13 protein-coding genes and 1 pseudogene are annotated in these 16040 nt (G+C 65.1%); 6 read left to right on the forward strand and 8 right to left on the reverse strand.

Annotated features, from left to right (window positions below; genetic code table 11):
- Positions 1-2: 2 nt before the first annotated feature.
- From ACCD07_RS10555 to ACCD07_RS10575, 5 genes are read right to left on the reverse strand one after another with little or no spacing between them, the layout of a single operon-like run.
- The gene (locus ACCD07_RS10555; RefSeq protein ID WP_353402388.1) at positions 3-968 is read right to left on the reverse strand and encodes an N-acetylglucosamine kinase; all 966 of its coding nucleotides are present in this window, start codon (positions 966-968) and stop codon (positions 3-5) included.
- A complete protein-coding gene (locus ACCD07_RS10560; protein ID WP_413447316.1) occupies positions 952-2136 on the reverse strand; it encodes an SIS domain-containing protein in 1185 nt (394 codons plus the stop codon). Before ACCD07_RS10560 ends, ACCD07_RS10555 begins: the two co-directional genes overlap by 17 nt.
- Positions 2130-3440, reverse strand: coding sequence for a D-tagatose-bisphosphate aldolase, class II, non-catalytic subunit (locus tag ACCD07_RS10565; protein WP_413447317.1), 1311 nt, complete (start codon positions 3438-3440; stop codon positions 2130-2132). The genes ACCD07_RS10560 and ACCD07_RS10565 overlap by 7 nt, the downstream gene beginning before the upstream one ends.
- Positions 3441-3466: 26 nt before the next feature.
- Positions 3467-4396: an EamA family transporter gene (locus ACCD07_RS10570; RefSeq protein WP_176653887.1), complete on the reverse strand. Its 930-nt coding sequence runs from the start codon at positions 4394-4396 to the stop codon at positions 3467-3469.
- 9 nt (positions 4397-4405) lie between these two features.
- Positions 4406-7177, reverse strand: coding sequence for a TonB-dependent receptor (locus ACCD07_RS10575; protein WP_413447318.1), 2772 nt, complete (start codon positions 7175-7177; stop codon positions 4406-4408).
- Positions 7178-7419: 242 nt separating this feature from the next.
- Between ACCD07_RS10575 and ACCD07_RS10580 the strand changes: the two are divergent.
- Positions 7420-8196: pseudogene (locus ACCD07_RS10580) on the forward strand (DeoR family transcriptional regulator); the annotation flags it as partial.
- A 4-nt stretch (positions 8197-8200) separates the two neighbouring features.
- Here the strand turns inward: ACCD07_RS10580 and ACCD07_RS10585 are convergent.
- Positions 8201-8944, reverse strand: coding sequence for an alpha/beta fold hydrolase (locus ACCD07_RS10585; RefSeq protein WP_353402381.1), 744 nt, complete (start codon positions 8942-8944; stop codon positions 8201-8203).
- A gap of 151 nt (positions 8945-9095) precedes the next feature.
- Between ACCD07_RS10585 and ACCD07_RS10590 the strand changes: the two genes are divergently transcribed.
- Complete coding sequence (locus ACCD07_RS10590) at positions 9096-10403, forward strand: M24 family metallopeptidase (RefSeq protein ID WP_413447319.1); 1308 nt, start codon at positions 9096-9098, stop codon at positions 10401-10403.
- A gap of 1 nt (position 10404) precedes the next feature.
- Here the strand turns inward: ACCD07_RS10590 and ACCD07_RS10595 are convergent, their stop codons facing one another.
- Entirely contained in the window at positions 10405-12213 is a 1809-nt protein-coding gene (locus tag ACCD07_RS10595) for an FAD-dependent oxidoreductase (RefSeq protein ID WP_413447320.1), read from the reverse strand.
- 244 nt (positions 12214-12457) lie between these two features.
- On the opposite strand from ACCD07_RS10595, the gene ACCD07_RS10600 reads away from it, so the two are divergent.
- Positions 12458-12997, forward strand: coding sequence for a phasin family protein (locus tag ACCD07_RS10600; RefSeq protein WP_176653884.1), 540 nt, complete (start codon positions 12458-12460; stop codon positions 12995-12997).
- Position 12998: 1 nt separating this feature from the next.
- Here the strand turns inward: ACCD07_RS10600 and ACCD07_RS10605 are convergent, their stop codons facing one another.
- Positions 12999-13661 carry a glutathione S-transferase family protein gene (locus tag ACCD07_RS10605; RefSeq protein ID WP_176653883.1) on the reverse strand — a complete coding sequence of 221 codons (663 nt, stop codon included), beginning with the start codon at positions 13659-13661 and terminating at the stop codon, positions 12999-13001.
- Positions 13662-13830: 169 nt separating this feature from the next.
- Between ACCD07_RS10605 and ACCD07_RS10610 the strand changes: the two genes are divergently transcribed.
- Genes ACCD07_RS10610 through ACCD07_RS10620 form a run of 3 tightly spaced genes read left to right on the forward strand, consistent with a single transcriptional unit; the run spans position 13831 to position 16031 of the window.
- Positions 13831-14643 (forward strand): MipA/OmpV family protein, encoded by an 813-nt coding sequence (locus ACCD07_RS10610; protein ID WP_176653882.1) that lies wholly within the window; start codon positions 13831-13833, stop codon positions 14641-14643.
- Between the two features lie 50 nt (positions 14644-14693).
- Positions 14694-15572 (forward strand): CPBP family intramembrane glutamic endopeptidase, encoded by an 879-nt coding sequence (locus ACCD07_RS10615; protein WP_413447321.1) that lies wholly within the window; start codon positions 14694-14696, stop codon positions 15570-15572.
- A 33-nt stretch (positions 15573-15605) separates the two neighbouring features.
- Positions 15606-16031, forward strand: a complete 426-nt coding sequence (locus ACCD07_RS10620; protein ID WP_413447322.1) for a hypothetical protein — start codon at positions 15606-15608, stop codon at positions 16029-16031.
- Positions 16032-16040: the final 9 nt, after the last annotated feature.

A 16040-nucleotide genomic window follows, 5' to 3' on the forward strand; every position in this document is an offset into this window, starting at 1 on the left:
AGTCAGGGCAGGCTTGCCAGGCGTTCCAGCGCGGCCGCGTTCAGCGGCATGCCGGCGCTACGGGCGGCGTACAGCGCCGCGCCAAGCACCGGCGCCAAGCGCGGCGGCGCCAGGCGATAAGATCCAGCGCGAGTCGCCAATGCCCGCTCGAAAGGTGCGCGCAGCGGCCCATCCGCGCCGAACAGCCCGCCGGTGCAGGACACGGCCACGCCGACGCCTGCGGCAACGCCAAGCGCACCGCGCACGGCATCGACCAGCGCCGCCAGTTCGGCGGCGGCGGCCTCGATGATCGCCTGCGCCTGGACGTCGCCCAGCGCGGCCGCCTCGGCGACCAGGCGTGACAACGCGGCCACCTTGCTCCTCTCCCCTTTCAGTTCGCCATAAACCACCTGGCACAAATCAAGATCCTCCAGCAGCGCCAGGCGTTCGCGCACCAGCTGATACAACGGCCCGCGCGGCGCGCGGCCATCGCTCATCCTTGAAAACAGCGCCAGGCCGGCACGCGCGATCCAGTGCGCAGAACCCTCGTCGCTGAACAGCTCACCCCAGCCGCCGGCGCGCGCGCGTTGTCCGGCAAATTCCCCGTACGCCATCGAGCCGGTGCCGGCGATCACGCTGATGCCGTCGGCGCAGGCCAGCGACCCGGCCCAGCTGCACACCATGTCGTTGCCGCACAGGTAGCGGCCATGGCCCAGCACCGCATGGGGCAGCGCGTCCAACTGAGGCTGCACCGCGCGGTCCTCGCCATAGGCCGGCAGGCCGAAGAAAGCGAAGTCGATATCGCTCGCGGCCACGCCGGCCGTTGCGAACAGCGCGTCGCAGCCGCGCGCCAGCAGCGCGGCAGTGGCGTCCATGCCGACCTCCAGGTAGTAGGCGCCGCTGTCCTCGTGGCGTGCAAGCACGCGGCCCTGGCTGTCGACCAGCGCGAACGCGGTCTTGGTGCCGCCGCCGTCAACCCCGAGAAACATGATCGTCTCCTTCGAGCGGATAGATGGTCACGCCGCGCACCACGCGATTGACGGTGCCCGACACGCTCGGCGTGTCCGGACGCAGGCCCAGCGCCAGCGACTGCAGCAGCGCAAACGACTGGCAGAACAGGATGTAAGGCAGCGCCAGCGCGAGTTCGCCGGCGTCCTCCATGCCCTGCAGCGTCACCACTGCCGCGCCAGGTTCCGGCTCGGCGCGGCCGCTCAGGGCCAGCACGCGGCCGGCGCGGCCGTCGTTGCGCAGCTCGCGCAGCAGGTCGAGGTCGTAGCGTCGCGCATGCGCGTCGTTCGACAGCAGCACCACCACCAAGGTGTCGGCGTCGACGATGGTCTTCGGGCCGTGGCGGAAACCCAGCGGCGAATCAAACAGCGCCACCACCTGGCCGTCGGTCAGTTCCAGCAGCTTGAGCGAGGCCTCGCGCGCCAGTCCCAGCAGCTCATTGCTGCCGAGGTAGACCACGCGCTTGAAGCGGCGCTCCACCAGCGATTGCAGCAGCGGCAGCGCGCTTGCCAGCAAACCGTCGGCGGCCGCCGAGGATGCCGCGGCGGCGCCCGGCGCCAGCACGCCGAAGGCCAGCGCGGCCGCCAGCAGCATAGAGGTGAAGCTGGTGGTCATGGCGAAGCCGCGGTCGTGGGTGGCGTCCGGCAGCAGGATGGCGAAGGCGTTGCCGCGCTCCCGGGCCATCCGGTACAACTCGCCGTCGGCGTTGCAGGTGATGATCAGATGATAGACCTCCCCCACCAGCTGGTCGGCCAGCGTGACGGCGGCCAGGCTCTCCGGGCTGCTGCCGGAACGGGCGAACGACACCAGCAGCGTCGGCGCGGCAGCTTGCAGGAAGCGCTGCGGACCGGACACCAGGTCGGTGGTCGGCACGGCTTCGGCGCGCCATCCCTTGCCCAGCATGGCGGGCGCCAGGCATTCGCCGAGGAAGGCTGAGGTGCCGGCGCCGGTCAGCACGATGCGCAGGCCGGTGCGCGCCAGCAGCGGGGCCAGGAAGGCATCGAGCGCCGCGCGCCGGCTCGCCACCAGCGCGTCGATCTGCGGCCAGACGGCGGGCTGCTGCGCGATCTCGCGCGCGGTCAGGCCGGCTCCGGCTTCATCGAGGCGTGCCGTATCGATGCCCAAAATTTCCTTGTCCACTACTAGCATGTTTCCAACTCCTTTGTTGCGGCGCCTGCAGCGCAGGCGTCCATGTACTGGCGCAGCACCTTGGCCACTCCCTCTTTGAGTAAATCGGCCGGCACATTGCGTAGCCGCCCTTCGCGCACCGCCTCGTACTGCGCCGGCAGGTACTGGCTCAACAGCGTCAGCGGCGGCGCCTCGCGCTCCAGGTTGGCCAGCAGGCGCGCCTGCGCCGCCTGGATGGCAGGATGCGGCCAGTAGTAGCGGATACGGTCGCTCAGGCTGTACTGCTGATCGAAGCGGGTGCGGCGCGGATCGCCGCCATAGTATTTGCGCCAGTATTCGGGTTCGGCGCGCATCACTTCCAGCACGATGTTCTTGAAATCCGAACCTTGCTGGTCGCCAGGCCACGCCATCTCCTCCTCGATGTCGGCCAGCGCCCACAGCGTCTCGCGCAGCGCGAAAGTCAGGCCGGGCCCCACTTTCAGGATCGCGAAATGGCCGGCCACCAGCGCCGCCAGGTTGGACGGGGTCTGGTAGTCGGTCGAGTGGGCTTCGTAGAGCAGCGTCGGTTCGTCTTCGATCAGGCGGCTCAGCGCCACCGCGTGTTTCGGACGGTAGTCGATCACCTTGTGATGGTCGAACTCGACGCCGGGCTGCACCACCAGGCCGATCACGCGCGGCCACGCCGCCTCCAGGCCGGCGGCGGCAAAGGCCAGCCGGTGCACCTTGATCGTCAGCGCCGCCGCGCCGGGCGTGGTGACGCTCAATTCTTCCAGGTCCTCATGCGCGCCGCCCGGCACCGGCACCTCGGTGCCGACCACGTAGACCGGCGCCTCGCCGCCGGCCGTATGCCAGGCGCGCTCGGCGACCATGCACAGGCGCGCGGCGCGCTCGGCCACCACGGCGTCCGGCAGCGGCACCGGGTCGCCGGCGCAGGACATCGAACAGTCCAGGTGTATCTTGCGGAAGCCCGCCGTCACATACTGGTCGATCAGCACCTCGGCCTTGGCCATGGCCGCCTCGGCCGGCTGGTCCTGCCAGGCGTTCGGCCCCAAATGGTCGCCCCCCAGCAGGATACGGCCACGCGCCAGGCCGGTGCGGTCGGCGATGCCGTGCACGAAATCGCGGAAGGCGGCCGGCGTCATGCCGGTATAGCCGCCGTCCTGGTTCACCTGGTTCGAGGTCGCTTCGATCAGCACCGGCAGGTCGCGCGCGGAGGCCACCTCCATGGCGGCTTCGATCACCAGCGGATGCGCCGAGCATACCGCGTGGATGCCTACCTGCTCGCCGGCCTTGTGGCGGCGCACCAGATTCAATAAGTAGTCCATCGTTGGTTCCTTGAATAGATTCGGGTTCAGGCGGAGGCGCCGTCCTCCGGTTGCAACGCGAGCAGCAGCGCCGCCGCCAGCGACAGGCCGATGCCGGCCAGCCGGTAGCCGGTCGGCAGCGATGCCGCCAGCGCCATCGCGATGACAGTGGTCAGCAGCGGCGCGCCGGCGTTCACCAGCGGCGACACCATCAGCGCCTTGCCGTGGCGGAAGGCGTACACCAGCGTCAGCGCGCCGACCGCGTTCAATACCTGCGTGGCGGCGGCCAGCAACGGACCCGAAGGGCCATAGTTGATCGGCACCGAGAAATCGGTCATGGCCAGCGCCACGGGAATGAACAGCAGCGCGCTGGCCGTCATGTAAAAGAAGATGCTCTCGGCGTCCATGCTGGCGTTGGCCAGCTTGATGAAGTAGGCCTGCAGGCCCCAGGCCACCAGCACGCCCAGCGCCAGCACGAACCACAGGCCGTACTGCTGCGGCGCGCCGCCCGGTGTGTAGTCGAACAGCGGCAGCGCGCAGACCGCCAGCACGATGCCGCCCAGCCCCATCGCGCCGGTGCGTTCGCGCAGAAACAGGAAGGACAGCGCGATCGTGATCACCGGCGACAGTGAGATCAACGGGAAGATCAGGTAGGTCGGACCGGCCTTCACCGCATAGAACAGCACCATCTGCCCGCCGGCGCCCAGCAGGCCGATCGCCAGGCCGTAGGCGATGGCGCGGCCATCGCGACGCACACGCCAGCCGGCGCGCGCCAGGACGAACAGCGCCGGCGGCACCATCGTCAGCGCCCACACCACATAGACCAGCGTTTCAGGAAAACCGTTCTGGCTGGGCAGGCCGGTAAAGGCGCCCCACACGCCCCACAACAGCGTGGTGGCGAGCGCGTAGCCGAGCCAGCGCGGACGGCTGGTGCCCACGGCATCCTTGGTTTGTATCGTACTTGTCGTCGTGTTCATGGCCACCCGTCAGAATTTCACGCTCATGCCGGCCACGAAGGTGCGGCCCCAGCTTTCAAAGCCGTACAGCGCGTCGCTGCGGCCCAGGTTCGAACGCATCACCGCATCGCCCAGGTTCTTCCCTTCGACAAACAAGGTGATGTTGCGGGTGACATCCCACGAGGCCGACGCCGTCACCCAGGTCAGCGCATCGACCTTGGCCGGGAACCCCGCCAGCACATTGGTGCTTTGAGTGTACTCGCCCGTGTAGTCGAACGAGATCGAGGCGTTGACGCCATTCTTCTCGTACAGGAAGCCGATCGACGACGCGGTCGGCGCCACGCCTTCCAGCTGGCCGACGTATTGGCCGTTCTGGTAGGCCTTGGTCAGCGTCTTGGCGAATTTGGCGTTGAAGCCGAAGCCGTTGTCGAACAGGTGCTGGATGCCGAACTCGATGCCGCGCACATTGGCCTTGTCGCCGTTGACCGGATGGGTCACCGTGTACAGGTAGCCCGGCACGCCGATGTCCACATGCTCGTCGGTCTGGTAGGTGACGAAGTTCTTGATCTGCTTGGCGAAGATGGCCGCCGTGATGGCCGATTTCGGACGGTAATACCACTCGACCGACAGGTCCTGCTGCACGGCCTCGGTAGGCTTCAGCTTCGGATCGCCGACGATGTTCAGCACGTAGCTGCGGTCGAGCGTATTGTCGGTGCGGGTCGGCGCCAGCTTGTCGAGCGACGGCCGGGCCATGACCTTGGCGATGGCGCCGCGCACCACGAAATCGTCGCGCGCCCACCAGCTGATATTGGCCGACGGCAGCAGCTTGGTGTAGCTGCCGTCTTCCGACACCGGCACCGCCGGGCTGTAGGTGACGATCGGGCTGCTGGTCGGGATGTCCGGGGTCTGATCGTCGATGGCGACGATCTTGTCGATCGCGCTGCGCGATGTAGTCTTGGTGCGCACCAGGCGCGCGCCGACGTTGCCGTTCCAGTTCTCGCCCGCCAGCTCAAGCTGGCCATACAGCGTCGCAGTCTTTTCGGTGACCGAGTAGGAATCGGTCGGCACGAACACCGGCTGCGATTTGCTGACGTCGAACGTGTCGCCGGTCGGGTTGCCGTCGGCGTCGAGGACAGGCTTGCCATCCAACTTCTTCAGCGCAGCGAAATAAGCCGGCACGTCGAACTTGATGAAACTGCCGGGGAAGCTGCCGCCGGCGTTGCGCATGTAGTTGGGCAGCGTCATCGGCTGGACCACGTTGGCGCCCAGCGAGGCGAAGGTGGTCGAGTACATATCGCAGTACTGGCATGCGCCGCCGCTCTTCTCGTTGCCGATCGAGTTGCGGTCTTTCTTGCGCGAGGTGGCGCTGGCGCCGAACTGCAGGCCGTCGACATGCCAGGCGCCGCCCAGCGCCAGCCGGCCGTCGAGCGAGGCGCCATCGATGGTGTCCTTGATGTCGGTGCCGGTCAGGCCGGTGAAGTGGACGCCGTAGTCCTTGTTGCCCAGTCGTCCCGCAGCCAGCTCCGTGGCGAGGTCTCGGCCATCTTCCAGCGTCACTCGGATGTCGGGGAAGCCGCCGTTGGTGGCGCGGTAGTAGCCCGTGTTGTGGCCCGCGATGCCGGCCACCACGAAGCTGTCCTTGCCGCCGGAGTTGCGCTTGGAAGTAGAGCGGTAGACGTCGCCGGTCAGCTTCAGCGCGTTCGATGGCCGCCACTCGCCGCGCCAGCCGAACTGCATGGTGTCGACCACGCGGTCCGTGGTGACGTTGGACATTTCCGGTATCAGGTCCTTCACCGTCATGCTGGTGATCAGGCGGTCCTTGACGACGACGTCGGACCAGCGCCCCGGCGCGCTCTCCACATAATAGGACTGCTGGTAACCGACCTGCGGCGAATCGAGGCGCGTGGCCAGCGCATCGGCGGTCATCTTGAAGGTCGGCGTGACCTTCCATTCAAAGGCGCCGGACAAGGCGGCGCGCTTCTTCTCTTCGAACACGGAACCGAACGAGATGCAGCAAGGCGCCAGCAGATTGGTCTCGCCTGCGCCGATGACGCCGTCGCCATTGACGTCGTAGCTGCCGGGCGAGTCCGCGTTGTACGTCTGGTAGCCCAGCGAATCGGTGCGCACCTTGCGCTTGGAAACCACGGCCCCCACCAGCACGCCCATCGTATTGTTGTTGAAGGTGTTGCTGACGACACCCGACAGCTTGCCGCCGTCCTTGCGCGACAGGTCGTTGTGGTCCGCCTCGAAACGCACCGAAGCGTGATAGCCCGGGTTGTCCATCGGCCGCGCCGAGCGCAGGTTGACGGAGCCGCCGATGCTGCCCTCCATTTGCGCCGCTTCGGCCGACTTCATCACGTCGGCGCCGCTGATCACCTCGGACGGCAGCACGTCGAAGGCGAAGTCGCGGCCATCGCCGTCGGTCGCCAGGATGCGCTTGTTCAGGGTGACGATGTTGTAGCCCGAGCCCAGGCCGCGCACATTGATGTACTGGCCTTCGCCGCCGCGGGTGCGCGATACCGAAATGCCGGAGATGTGGGTCAACGAATCGGCGACGTTATCGTCGGGGAAGCGGCCGAGTTCCGTGGCCGAGATCGAGTCCTGGATCACGTCGGCGTTGCGCTTGAGTTCAAGCGACTTGGCCAGCGCGGCGCGCGCGCCCGACACCACCACGACCTGCGCGTCCGGATCGGCCTGCGGCTGGGTCTGAGCAGCCTGCGCAAACGCGGTCCCGCACACCGCCATCTCCACCGCTGCCGCAATCAGGCTGCGCCGAAGTCCCGTTTCGATTCTACTACCCATGGCAAATCTCCCGTGATGTGTTGCTTGTTGTGACTTGTGTTATGAATAGTAATAAGCAAAGAAACAAAACACAAGAAGCTTTCGAAATATTTCGTTTTGATGTTGTATTTTCGTTTTCTTTCGTTTTAACGTGAAATATCTTTGTTTTTATTTCGAAACACATGTTTTAACATTGCAAGGGCGCTATACCTGATGGCACGAAGGCCGCGATCTGTTAAGCTGCCCTTTTTGACAAATCAACAGCACAACTCATGCGAAACACCAGTCAACGCCGCGCCGCGATCCTGCAGGCGCTCACCCAACACGGTTCCGTGCAGGTCAACGAACTGGTGGAACAGTTGGGCGTTTCAGCGGTGACAATCCGCAGCGATTTGAGCGCGCTGGAATCCCAAGGCCTGGCCACGCGCAGCCACGGCGGCGCCACGCTGACCCGCACTCCCCCGACCGAGCACACCATCCGGCAGAAGGACGCGATCAACCACGAGCAAAAGGAACGCATCGGCGCCTGCGCCGCGCGTTTGGTGGAAGCGGGCGACAACATCATCATCGATTCGGGCACCACCACGATCTCGCTGGCGCGCCATCTGCGCGATGCGCAGCAAGTGACGGTGATGACCAATGGTCTGAACATCGCGTGGGAACTGGCAGATGCGCCGGGCGTGGATCTTATCCTGACCGGCGGCCTGCTGCGCAAGCAGTCGCTGTCGATCCAGGGCACGCAGGCCGAAGCCTGCCTGCAGGCCTACAGCTTCGACAAGCTGTTCCTCGGCGTGGACGGTTTCGACCTGCAGTTCGGCGTGACCACCCACCACGAGGCGGAGGCCAGCCTGAATCACAAGATGGTGGAGCGGGCCAAGAAGATCATCGTGCTGACGGACGCCTCCAAGTTCGGACGCGTCAGCCTGCACCGCATCGTGCAGCTGGACCGCGTCCACACCGTCATTACCGACGCCGGCATCAGCCCCGAATATCGCGACGGCCTGCTGGAAGCCGGCATCGAACTCCTGATAGCGGAATGACGGGTTACGCGGGGTGGAGGCAGGCTTCCAGCGGCAGTTCCTGCAACGGGAAATGGCCGCTGTCCACCATGTGGATGGAAGCTTGCGGGAAGATGGCGCGCCATGCCGCACCGTCCTTGTCGGCGTCGATCATGACGTCGTACTTGCCGAACACCAGTTGCACCGGGCCGGTGTAGGGACTCGGCAGCGGCTTCGGATTGATGGCGGCGAAATCGTCCGATGTGGCGACCGAGGTCGGGCCGTCGAAGGCGCCGGGTTGCTGTATCAACTCCACGAACGAGCGCGCGGCCTCACCGGCATTCGGGCTGAAATAGAGCTCCGGCACATCCGGCAGCAGCGACAGCGCGCCGAACACGTCCCAGAACCGCGCCCTGCCCGGATCGTCCTCGTAGGCGGCCAGCGCGGCGGCCAGCTTGCCGGCGTTGGCGTCGTCCATATGCAGCTGGAAGGCGCGGCGCGCCAGCCGCATCGCGGCCTGTTCCGGATCGAAGGTTGGACCCAGCAGCACGATGCGCGCGATCGACTCCGGCATCTGGCGCGACAAGTGCACGGCCAGATGGGCGCCAAAGGAGCTGGCCAGTATCGTCATCGGCGCGCCATGCGCCTCCACGCAGCGGCGGAACTCGGCCAGCGTCGCCGCCAGCAGATCCTGGAACGGATGCACCGCGCACGGCACGGTGACCGGCTGCTGCCACCAGTGCACGTCCGACGCTTCCGGAAAACGGGCCTTCTCGAAGACCGGGCTCATTCCCGGTCCGCCATGCAAAAACAAAATCGACGGTGCTGACATTCTTTCCTCCTTGAGACTAGCCGCAAGCGTAGCGCGAATGTGCATTTTAGACAAGCAAGCAGCGCCTTGTTGATTGACTTCGAGGCCGGACCGGGAGAACATCGTGCGCATGAAAAAATTTATCCTTGCGATGTCCGTGCTGCTGTCGGCAGCCACCCAGGCTCAGGTTCTTCCGGTGCGCGAACAGGCCGACGTGGTCAATGAACTGCTGGCGGAACGCTTCGACAAGCTGCTGCCGGGGATGATGGCGCAAACCGGCATCGACATGTGGATCGTCGTCTCGCGCGAGTATAACGAAGACCCGGTGCTGAAAACCATGCTGCCGGCCGAATGGCTGAACGCGCGCCGCCGCACGGTGCTGGTGTTCTACCGCGATCCGAAAAAGCAGACCGTCGAGAAGCTGGCCGTGGCGCGCTATGCCGTCGGCAAGAGCATCGCGGCGGCGTGGGACATGAAGAAATTCCCCGAGCAATGGGAGGCGCTGGCCGACATCGTCAAGCAGCGCAATCCGAACAAGATCGCGCTGAACACCTCGCACAATTTCGGCCACGCCGACGGCATCGACCGTACGGACTACGAGGAGCTGGTGCAGGCGCTGCCAGCCGAATTCAAACGCAAGGTGGTCTCGGCGGAACCGCTGGCGATACGCTGGCTGGAAACGCGCACCGAGCGCGAGATGCAGATTTATCCTCAGCTTGTCGATGCCACGCACAAGATCATCGCCGAAGGATTTTCCGAGCGCGTCATCACGCCCGGCATCACCACCAGCGAGGATGTGGTGTGGTGGTTCCGCCAGAAGATCCGCGACCTGGGCTACGACACCTGGTTCCATCCTTCGGTGGAGATCCAGCGCGCAGGCAAGGGTCTGGCAAATCCCGACATCATCATCCCCGGCGACCTGCTGCACGTCGACATCGGCATCACCTACCTGCGCCTGAACACCGACGTGCAGGAACATGCCTACGTGCTGAAGCCCGGCGAAACCGCGGCACCGGCCGCGCTGACGCTAGCCTACGCCAAGGCCAACCGCCTGCAGGACATCCTGCTCGCGCAGTTCAAGCAAGGCAGCACCGGCAATCAGATGCTGGCCGGCGCGCTGGCGCAGGCGCGCGGCGAAGGCATCAACCCGACCATCTACTCGCATCCTATCGGCTACCACGGCCACGCCGCCGGCCCCGCCATCGGCATGTGGGACATGCAGAACGGCGTGCCCGGCACCGGCGAGGAAGCGCTGCGCTACCGCACCGCCTACTCGATCGAACTGAATGCCGCCAGCGCGATTCCAGGCTACGCGGAACCGGTGCGCATCATGCTCGAGGAAGACGCCTACTTCGACGAATCCGGCATCCGCTACATCAGCGGCCGCCAGAAAGAGATGCTGCTGGTGCCGCGCCGGGCACCCAACATCGAGCCCTGATTCAGCGCAGGCGGGTAAAGCCGTCCGCGCTCCAGTCCTCGCTGCCGACGCCATGGTGCACGAAGAACAATCCGTTCGGATCGTACTGCTTCTTCACTCGCGCCAGCCGGCTGTAGTTGCCGCCCCAGAAGGCGCTCTGCCAGTTCTTCAGGAAGTAATCGCTTTCCGACACATAGGAACCGGCATTCGGCGCGGCCGCCTTCAGTTCGTTCATCGCCCTGCCGATGGACGCGGCGCGTTCGCGGCCGCGCTGCGCATCGGGCGTCTCGCCGGGCATGCCGGGATAGCGCGCACCGTCGCCGCCGGCGATGATGGCCAGCGCGAAGGCGCCCAGCACGTCCGGATTCATCGCCGTCTGGCGCGCTGCTTCGATCGCCTCCGCAGGCGCGCCGGCCAGCCCCTTGTTGAAGTGCAGTCCCACACGCCAATGCCGCGAAGCGCGGAACAAGGCGCTGACCAGTTGCGACTGGCTACCTTCGTCCAGCAGCGCCTGCGGCAGCCACGCCGATTGATAGCCGTGGATGAACCAGCCCGCGTCTTCGGCATCGCCCTTCCATACGCCGTGGTGTGCCGGCGCACCCGGACGCTCGTCGGCCAGCATGAAGCCCGGCGCGTGCTTCTTGAAGAACTCCACATTCCAGAAATGCCGCGCCGGCAGCGCGATGGCGCGGAACGGTCTTTCAAACGTGTATTCCGGCCGCTCGCGCAGCCACGCCAGGAACGGCGCCCACACCTCCTCCGCCTGCTGCTGGCCCAGTCCCTGGAACACCATGTTGACGTCCACCGTATTGCCGGTGTTGAAGGCGATCTGTTCGCCCCAGTGCGGGTTGAACAAGGCGCCGGCGTAGAAGGCGACCACTTTCGCGATCAAGGCGCGGAAGGCCGCATCGGACGAGGCCTTGATGGTGAAGAACAGGCCGCCGAAGTTCTCCGGCAGCTCGCGCGTGCGCAAGGTCAGGCGCGTGACCACGCCGACGCTGCCGCCGCCACCGCCCTTCAATGCCCAGAACAGGTCCGGGTTGGTGCAGGCGTTGGCGATGCGCACCTGGCCGTCGGCGGTCACCACTTCCGCCTCCAGCAGCCCGGCGGCGGCGGTGCCGTAGGCCTTGGAGAAGTTACTGAAGCCGCCGCTCTGCACCAGTCCCGCCACGCCGACCGTGGTGCAGCCGCCTCCCTGCACATAGCGTCCGCCGCGCGTGGTGACGGCATCGTAGGCGTCGATCCACATGGCGCCCGCACCCAGCGTGACGGCCGGCTGCGGCGCCGTCGAACACCCCTGCGCCACAAAGGCCGGCACCAGCGTGGCGTCGTTCATCTGGCGGGTCCACACCAGCAGCGAATCGGGAGCGTCGGAGGTACCCTGGTAACTGTGACCGCCGCCTTTGACCACCAGCCGCAGATTGTACTCGCGGGCGAAATTGACCGCGGCCACCACGTCCGCCGTGGTCTTGGCCGCCACCGCATAGGCGCTTGGCTGCGACGACCAGGCGTCGAGCCAGCCGCTGGTTTGCGTCAGCGCCGCCTGGTCGCCGATATCAAAGGTGTTCTTCAGGTGCGCCAGCGCGGCCACGCAGGCTGGCGCCGCCGCATCGGCTCCGCAAGCGGCGAACGGCGCGTCCAGCTTTTGCAGGCGGCCTTCCACGCGCTGCGCCAATTGCCCCCAGTCCGCCGGCGACGGCCAGCCGGCATCGCCGGGACGCACCCGCGCAGTTGGCGCCGCAGCGGCAACCGCGGCGCTCCAGGCGACAGGGGCCAGCGACAGGACAGGCAGCGCGGCGGCAGCTTTCAGCAACTCTCTTCTTTTCATCATGGGCCTCGAATAATGTTGATAACAACACAATAATCGATAGCCCGCACGCGGTCCATTCCCATGTGGCGAAACGGACCACGATGGGGCGAGCCGGACGATTTGTTGGTGGTTAAAAACGAATAGTGCCGATAAGCTCGGGTGTGCCAGAAAATTGCTGCACCTGCGAAGATATCGTTCCGGGCGACTGGCCAGAGCGCCCTTCCGACTACCGATACTTTGGCCCCATCCAAACCAGGAGTACCAAATGAATTCGTTTGTGGAAACCATTTCGCCGGCAGCAAAAAATCTCATCGAGGCACGTATCGACTACTACACCGACCTGACGTCCGCGGCCCTGCAATCGATGCGCAAGCTTGCGGAAGTGAATACCCAGTTCAGCCGCACCTGGCTGCAGGATTCCACTGAAGCGCTGCGCACCGCACTGCTGACGCCGCAATCGGCCGAGCGCGGCATGGCCGCGATCGCGCCGTCGGCGGAAGCGGTGGTGCAAAAACTGCAGGCCTATCAGCAGCAACTGACCCAGGTGGCCAGCGAGTTCCAGAACAATATCAACAGCGTGGTGCAGCAGCACGTGCCGCAAACCACCCGCACCGCGACCGCGCTGGCCGAGGTGGTGACGCAAAAAGCCGCAGAGCAGGCTGATCGTCAATTACGCGCGCAAAAAGCGGCAGCCAAGGAAACCATGGACCAGGCCGCCCAGTTCGCCAACGTGGCGGCACAGAGCGGGTCGATGGCGCAGCCGGCGTCGATGCAGAGCGCCGACGGCAGCGGCAACAAGAACTAAGCTACAGGAAGCGTTCCGGGATATCGTCGACGAACGGATACAACGCGAAATACGGCTTCGATTCGTCCAGCACCCGCTGGACGGACGGCCGCGTCACCAGGCGCTCGAAATAGTCGTTGAGGTGGCTGTACTCCTCCGGGAACGGCAGGATCGTGGCGGCGTAGAACAGCGCCGGCGCTGCCGCGCAATCGGCCATGCTGAAGGCCTCGCCGCACATCCAGCTGCGCGTGGCCATGCGTTTTTCTATCATCTTGTAAGCCGTCTTCAGCTTGGTGCGCTCCTTGGTCTGGTCGCACTGCATGCCGGTCAGGTGGCCTGTGACGATGGTCTGCATCGGCTCCTGCACGTAGTTGTCGAAGAAGCGGTCCCACAGGCGCACATCCAGCGCCGCATCCCAGTCGGCCGGTATCATCGGCTGCGCACCGGGAAAATAACGATCCAGGTATTCAATGATGACCGACGTCTCCGGCACGTCGCGCTTGCGCTCGTGGTCGCGTATCACCGGGAACTTGCATAGCGGCCAGATCGCCTCCAGCTCGGCGCGGTCGGCCTCCTCGCCCAGGTTGATGATGCGCTTGTCGAACGCGACGCCGTTTTCGTACAGCGCGATCAGCACCTTGTGGCAGAACGAGGCCAGCGGATGGTAGTAAAGGGTCAACGACATATAGGCTCCGGAAGTCGGGCACCGCCACGCGGTACCAAAGTATTCAGCAAATGATACTTCAGACAAGGCGATAGCGGCGGACGCTAAATGTTGAGACACTGCGCTCCGTTATCGCCGGGCAATGACGCGCCGGCGGGCACCCGACCTACCCTCTGAACTGGACCACGCCATGCGCCTCGCCATCACCTTCGCCCTCGCCTCCCTTTGCGCCGTCAGCGGCTACTGCCGCGCGGACGCGCTTGACCTGCAGGATTCCTCGTCGCCGCAAACCACTCCCGGCAAGGGCGACAGCCTGTCGCTGGGCCTGGGCGTGGCCTATGTGCCGGAATATTCCGGCAGCGACAAAACCCGTGTCGTGCCGCTGCCCATCTTCGAACGCACCTTCGACAACGGCGCCTTCATCAGCAGCACGCGCGGCGTGGGCTTCCAGACCACGCTGGAAGGCTTCGGCCTGAGCGCCGCGCTGACCTACGGCGGCGGCCGCGCCGACCACAAGAAGAACGCCTTCTACGGCTCGGACGCCTTGAAAGGCATGGGCGATATCGACGGCGCCGTGCAGGCCGTGCTGGGCGTCAGCTACCAGGTCGGCACCGTCGGCCTGAGCCTGAGCACCAAGCAGAACCTGGCGCACCGCGAACATGGCGCCACCTACGCCATCGGCGCCAGCGTGCCGCTGTACAGCACCGCCAGCGACCAGGTGGGCCTGGGCTTGTCAGCTGTGTACGGCGACGACAAATATATGCAGACCTACCACGGCGTGACGGCGGCGCAAGCCTCGCGCACCGCGTTCAAGGCCTACACCGCCAAGGCGGGCTTCGAAAACCTGACGGCCGCCGTGAGCTGGAACCACGTGATCGACAAGAACTGGTCGGCGCACAGCGCGGTCGGCGTCACCCAGCTGTCCGGCGACGCCGCCGACAGCCCGCTGACCAAACGCAAGACCACGCCGATGCTGATGACCGGCTTCAGCTACAAGTTCTGACCTTGACTGGATGATACTATTGAAGGAAATTTAACCATTTCCTTCAAATCATGCCGACAATCACCCTGCTGACTTTCATCGTTCTCGCGCTGGCTATCGGCGCTGTATGGCTCAAGCCTATCTCGTTCGCCGCCCAAGCCGCTGTCGCGCCTTGGGCGGGCTTGTTCGTGCTGGCACTGCTGTGCGGCTGGATCGCGGGCGTGCTGCAGGCGCCCGCAATCGTCGCCCTGGCCTTGTTTAGCGCTGTCGCCTGGCTGACGGCCACCGGTTCGCAGAAATATGTGCGGATTATTTCGGGCATCGTCGCAGGGCTACTGGCGTTTGCGCTGGCCATCCACAAGCTGCCCGGGTTCAGCAACCCGGTGATGATCGCCGGCGCCGTGTTCTCGCCGGGCGCCGCACCGTTCACGCAATACGCCAACTTCGACAAGGGCGCGGTAGGCTTGATACTGCTGGCGTTCATCTGCAGCCGCGTACGCAGCTGGGCGGAGCTGGGCGGCGTGCTGAAGAAGACCTGGCCGATTCTGCTGGTCACGGTCGCCGCGGTGATGGCTTTCGCCGTGGGCGTCGGGTTCGTCCATCCAGACTTCAAGCTGCCATCCGTCACGCTGCAATTTATCGCGGTGAACCTGTTCTTCACCGTCGTCGCCGAAGAGGCGTTCTTCCGCGGCTCCCTGCAAGCCCGCCTCGCCGCATCGTTGGCGCGCTTCCGCTACGGCCCGTGGATCGCCGTGATCTGCTCCGCGCTGCTGTTCGGCGCCGCCCACCTGGCCGGCGGCCCCGCCTACGCCCTGCTCGCCACTATCGCCGGGCTGGGCTACGCCTATGCCTACCAGGCCACCCAGCGCATCGAAGCGCCGATCCTGATTCACCTCGTACTGAACACCGTACACTTCATTGGCTTCACTTACCCGTTTGTCGCCCGCTAAGCTGCGCCGATACGCCAATTCTCTGGAGGATTCATGGCCACCGTGTTCGATCCATTCTGGTTCTTCAAATTCCCTTTTGCAGGCGACGTCAAGCAACGGATAAACTCACCATGGTTTTCGCCCGAGCTCACATTTAACTTCGCGGGAGACGCAACTATAGAAGACCGCGTCGTCGCAGAAGTCGCAAGCTACGGCAGGCAAATCGGCTGGTTGAACGATATTGCTCTAGCACTGGTTGAAAAGAGGAAGCCAGATCCTGACGTGGTCGCTCAATTGGCGGAAGCAGTCAAGGCGATCGAGAAGATCAAAGCTGAGCAGAAGTCCGACGCGCTACACGCCGCTGTAGCTGCGCTTGATCAGTTAATGAAAAGCGCGCCTGACCTATATGAGCAACTGTTGAGAGACAGAAATGGAGGAACCGTATTGCAGGTTCCGGTTTTCACTGAAATTCCTCAATGAGCGATCCTG

Origin of the sequence: Duganella sp. Dugasp56, assembly GCF_047304105.1 — a bacterium.
GTDB classification, from domain to species: domain Bacteria; phylum Pseudomonadota; class Gammaproteobacteria; order Burkholderiales; family Burkholderiaceae_D; genus Rugamonas; species Rugamonas hordei.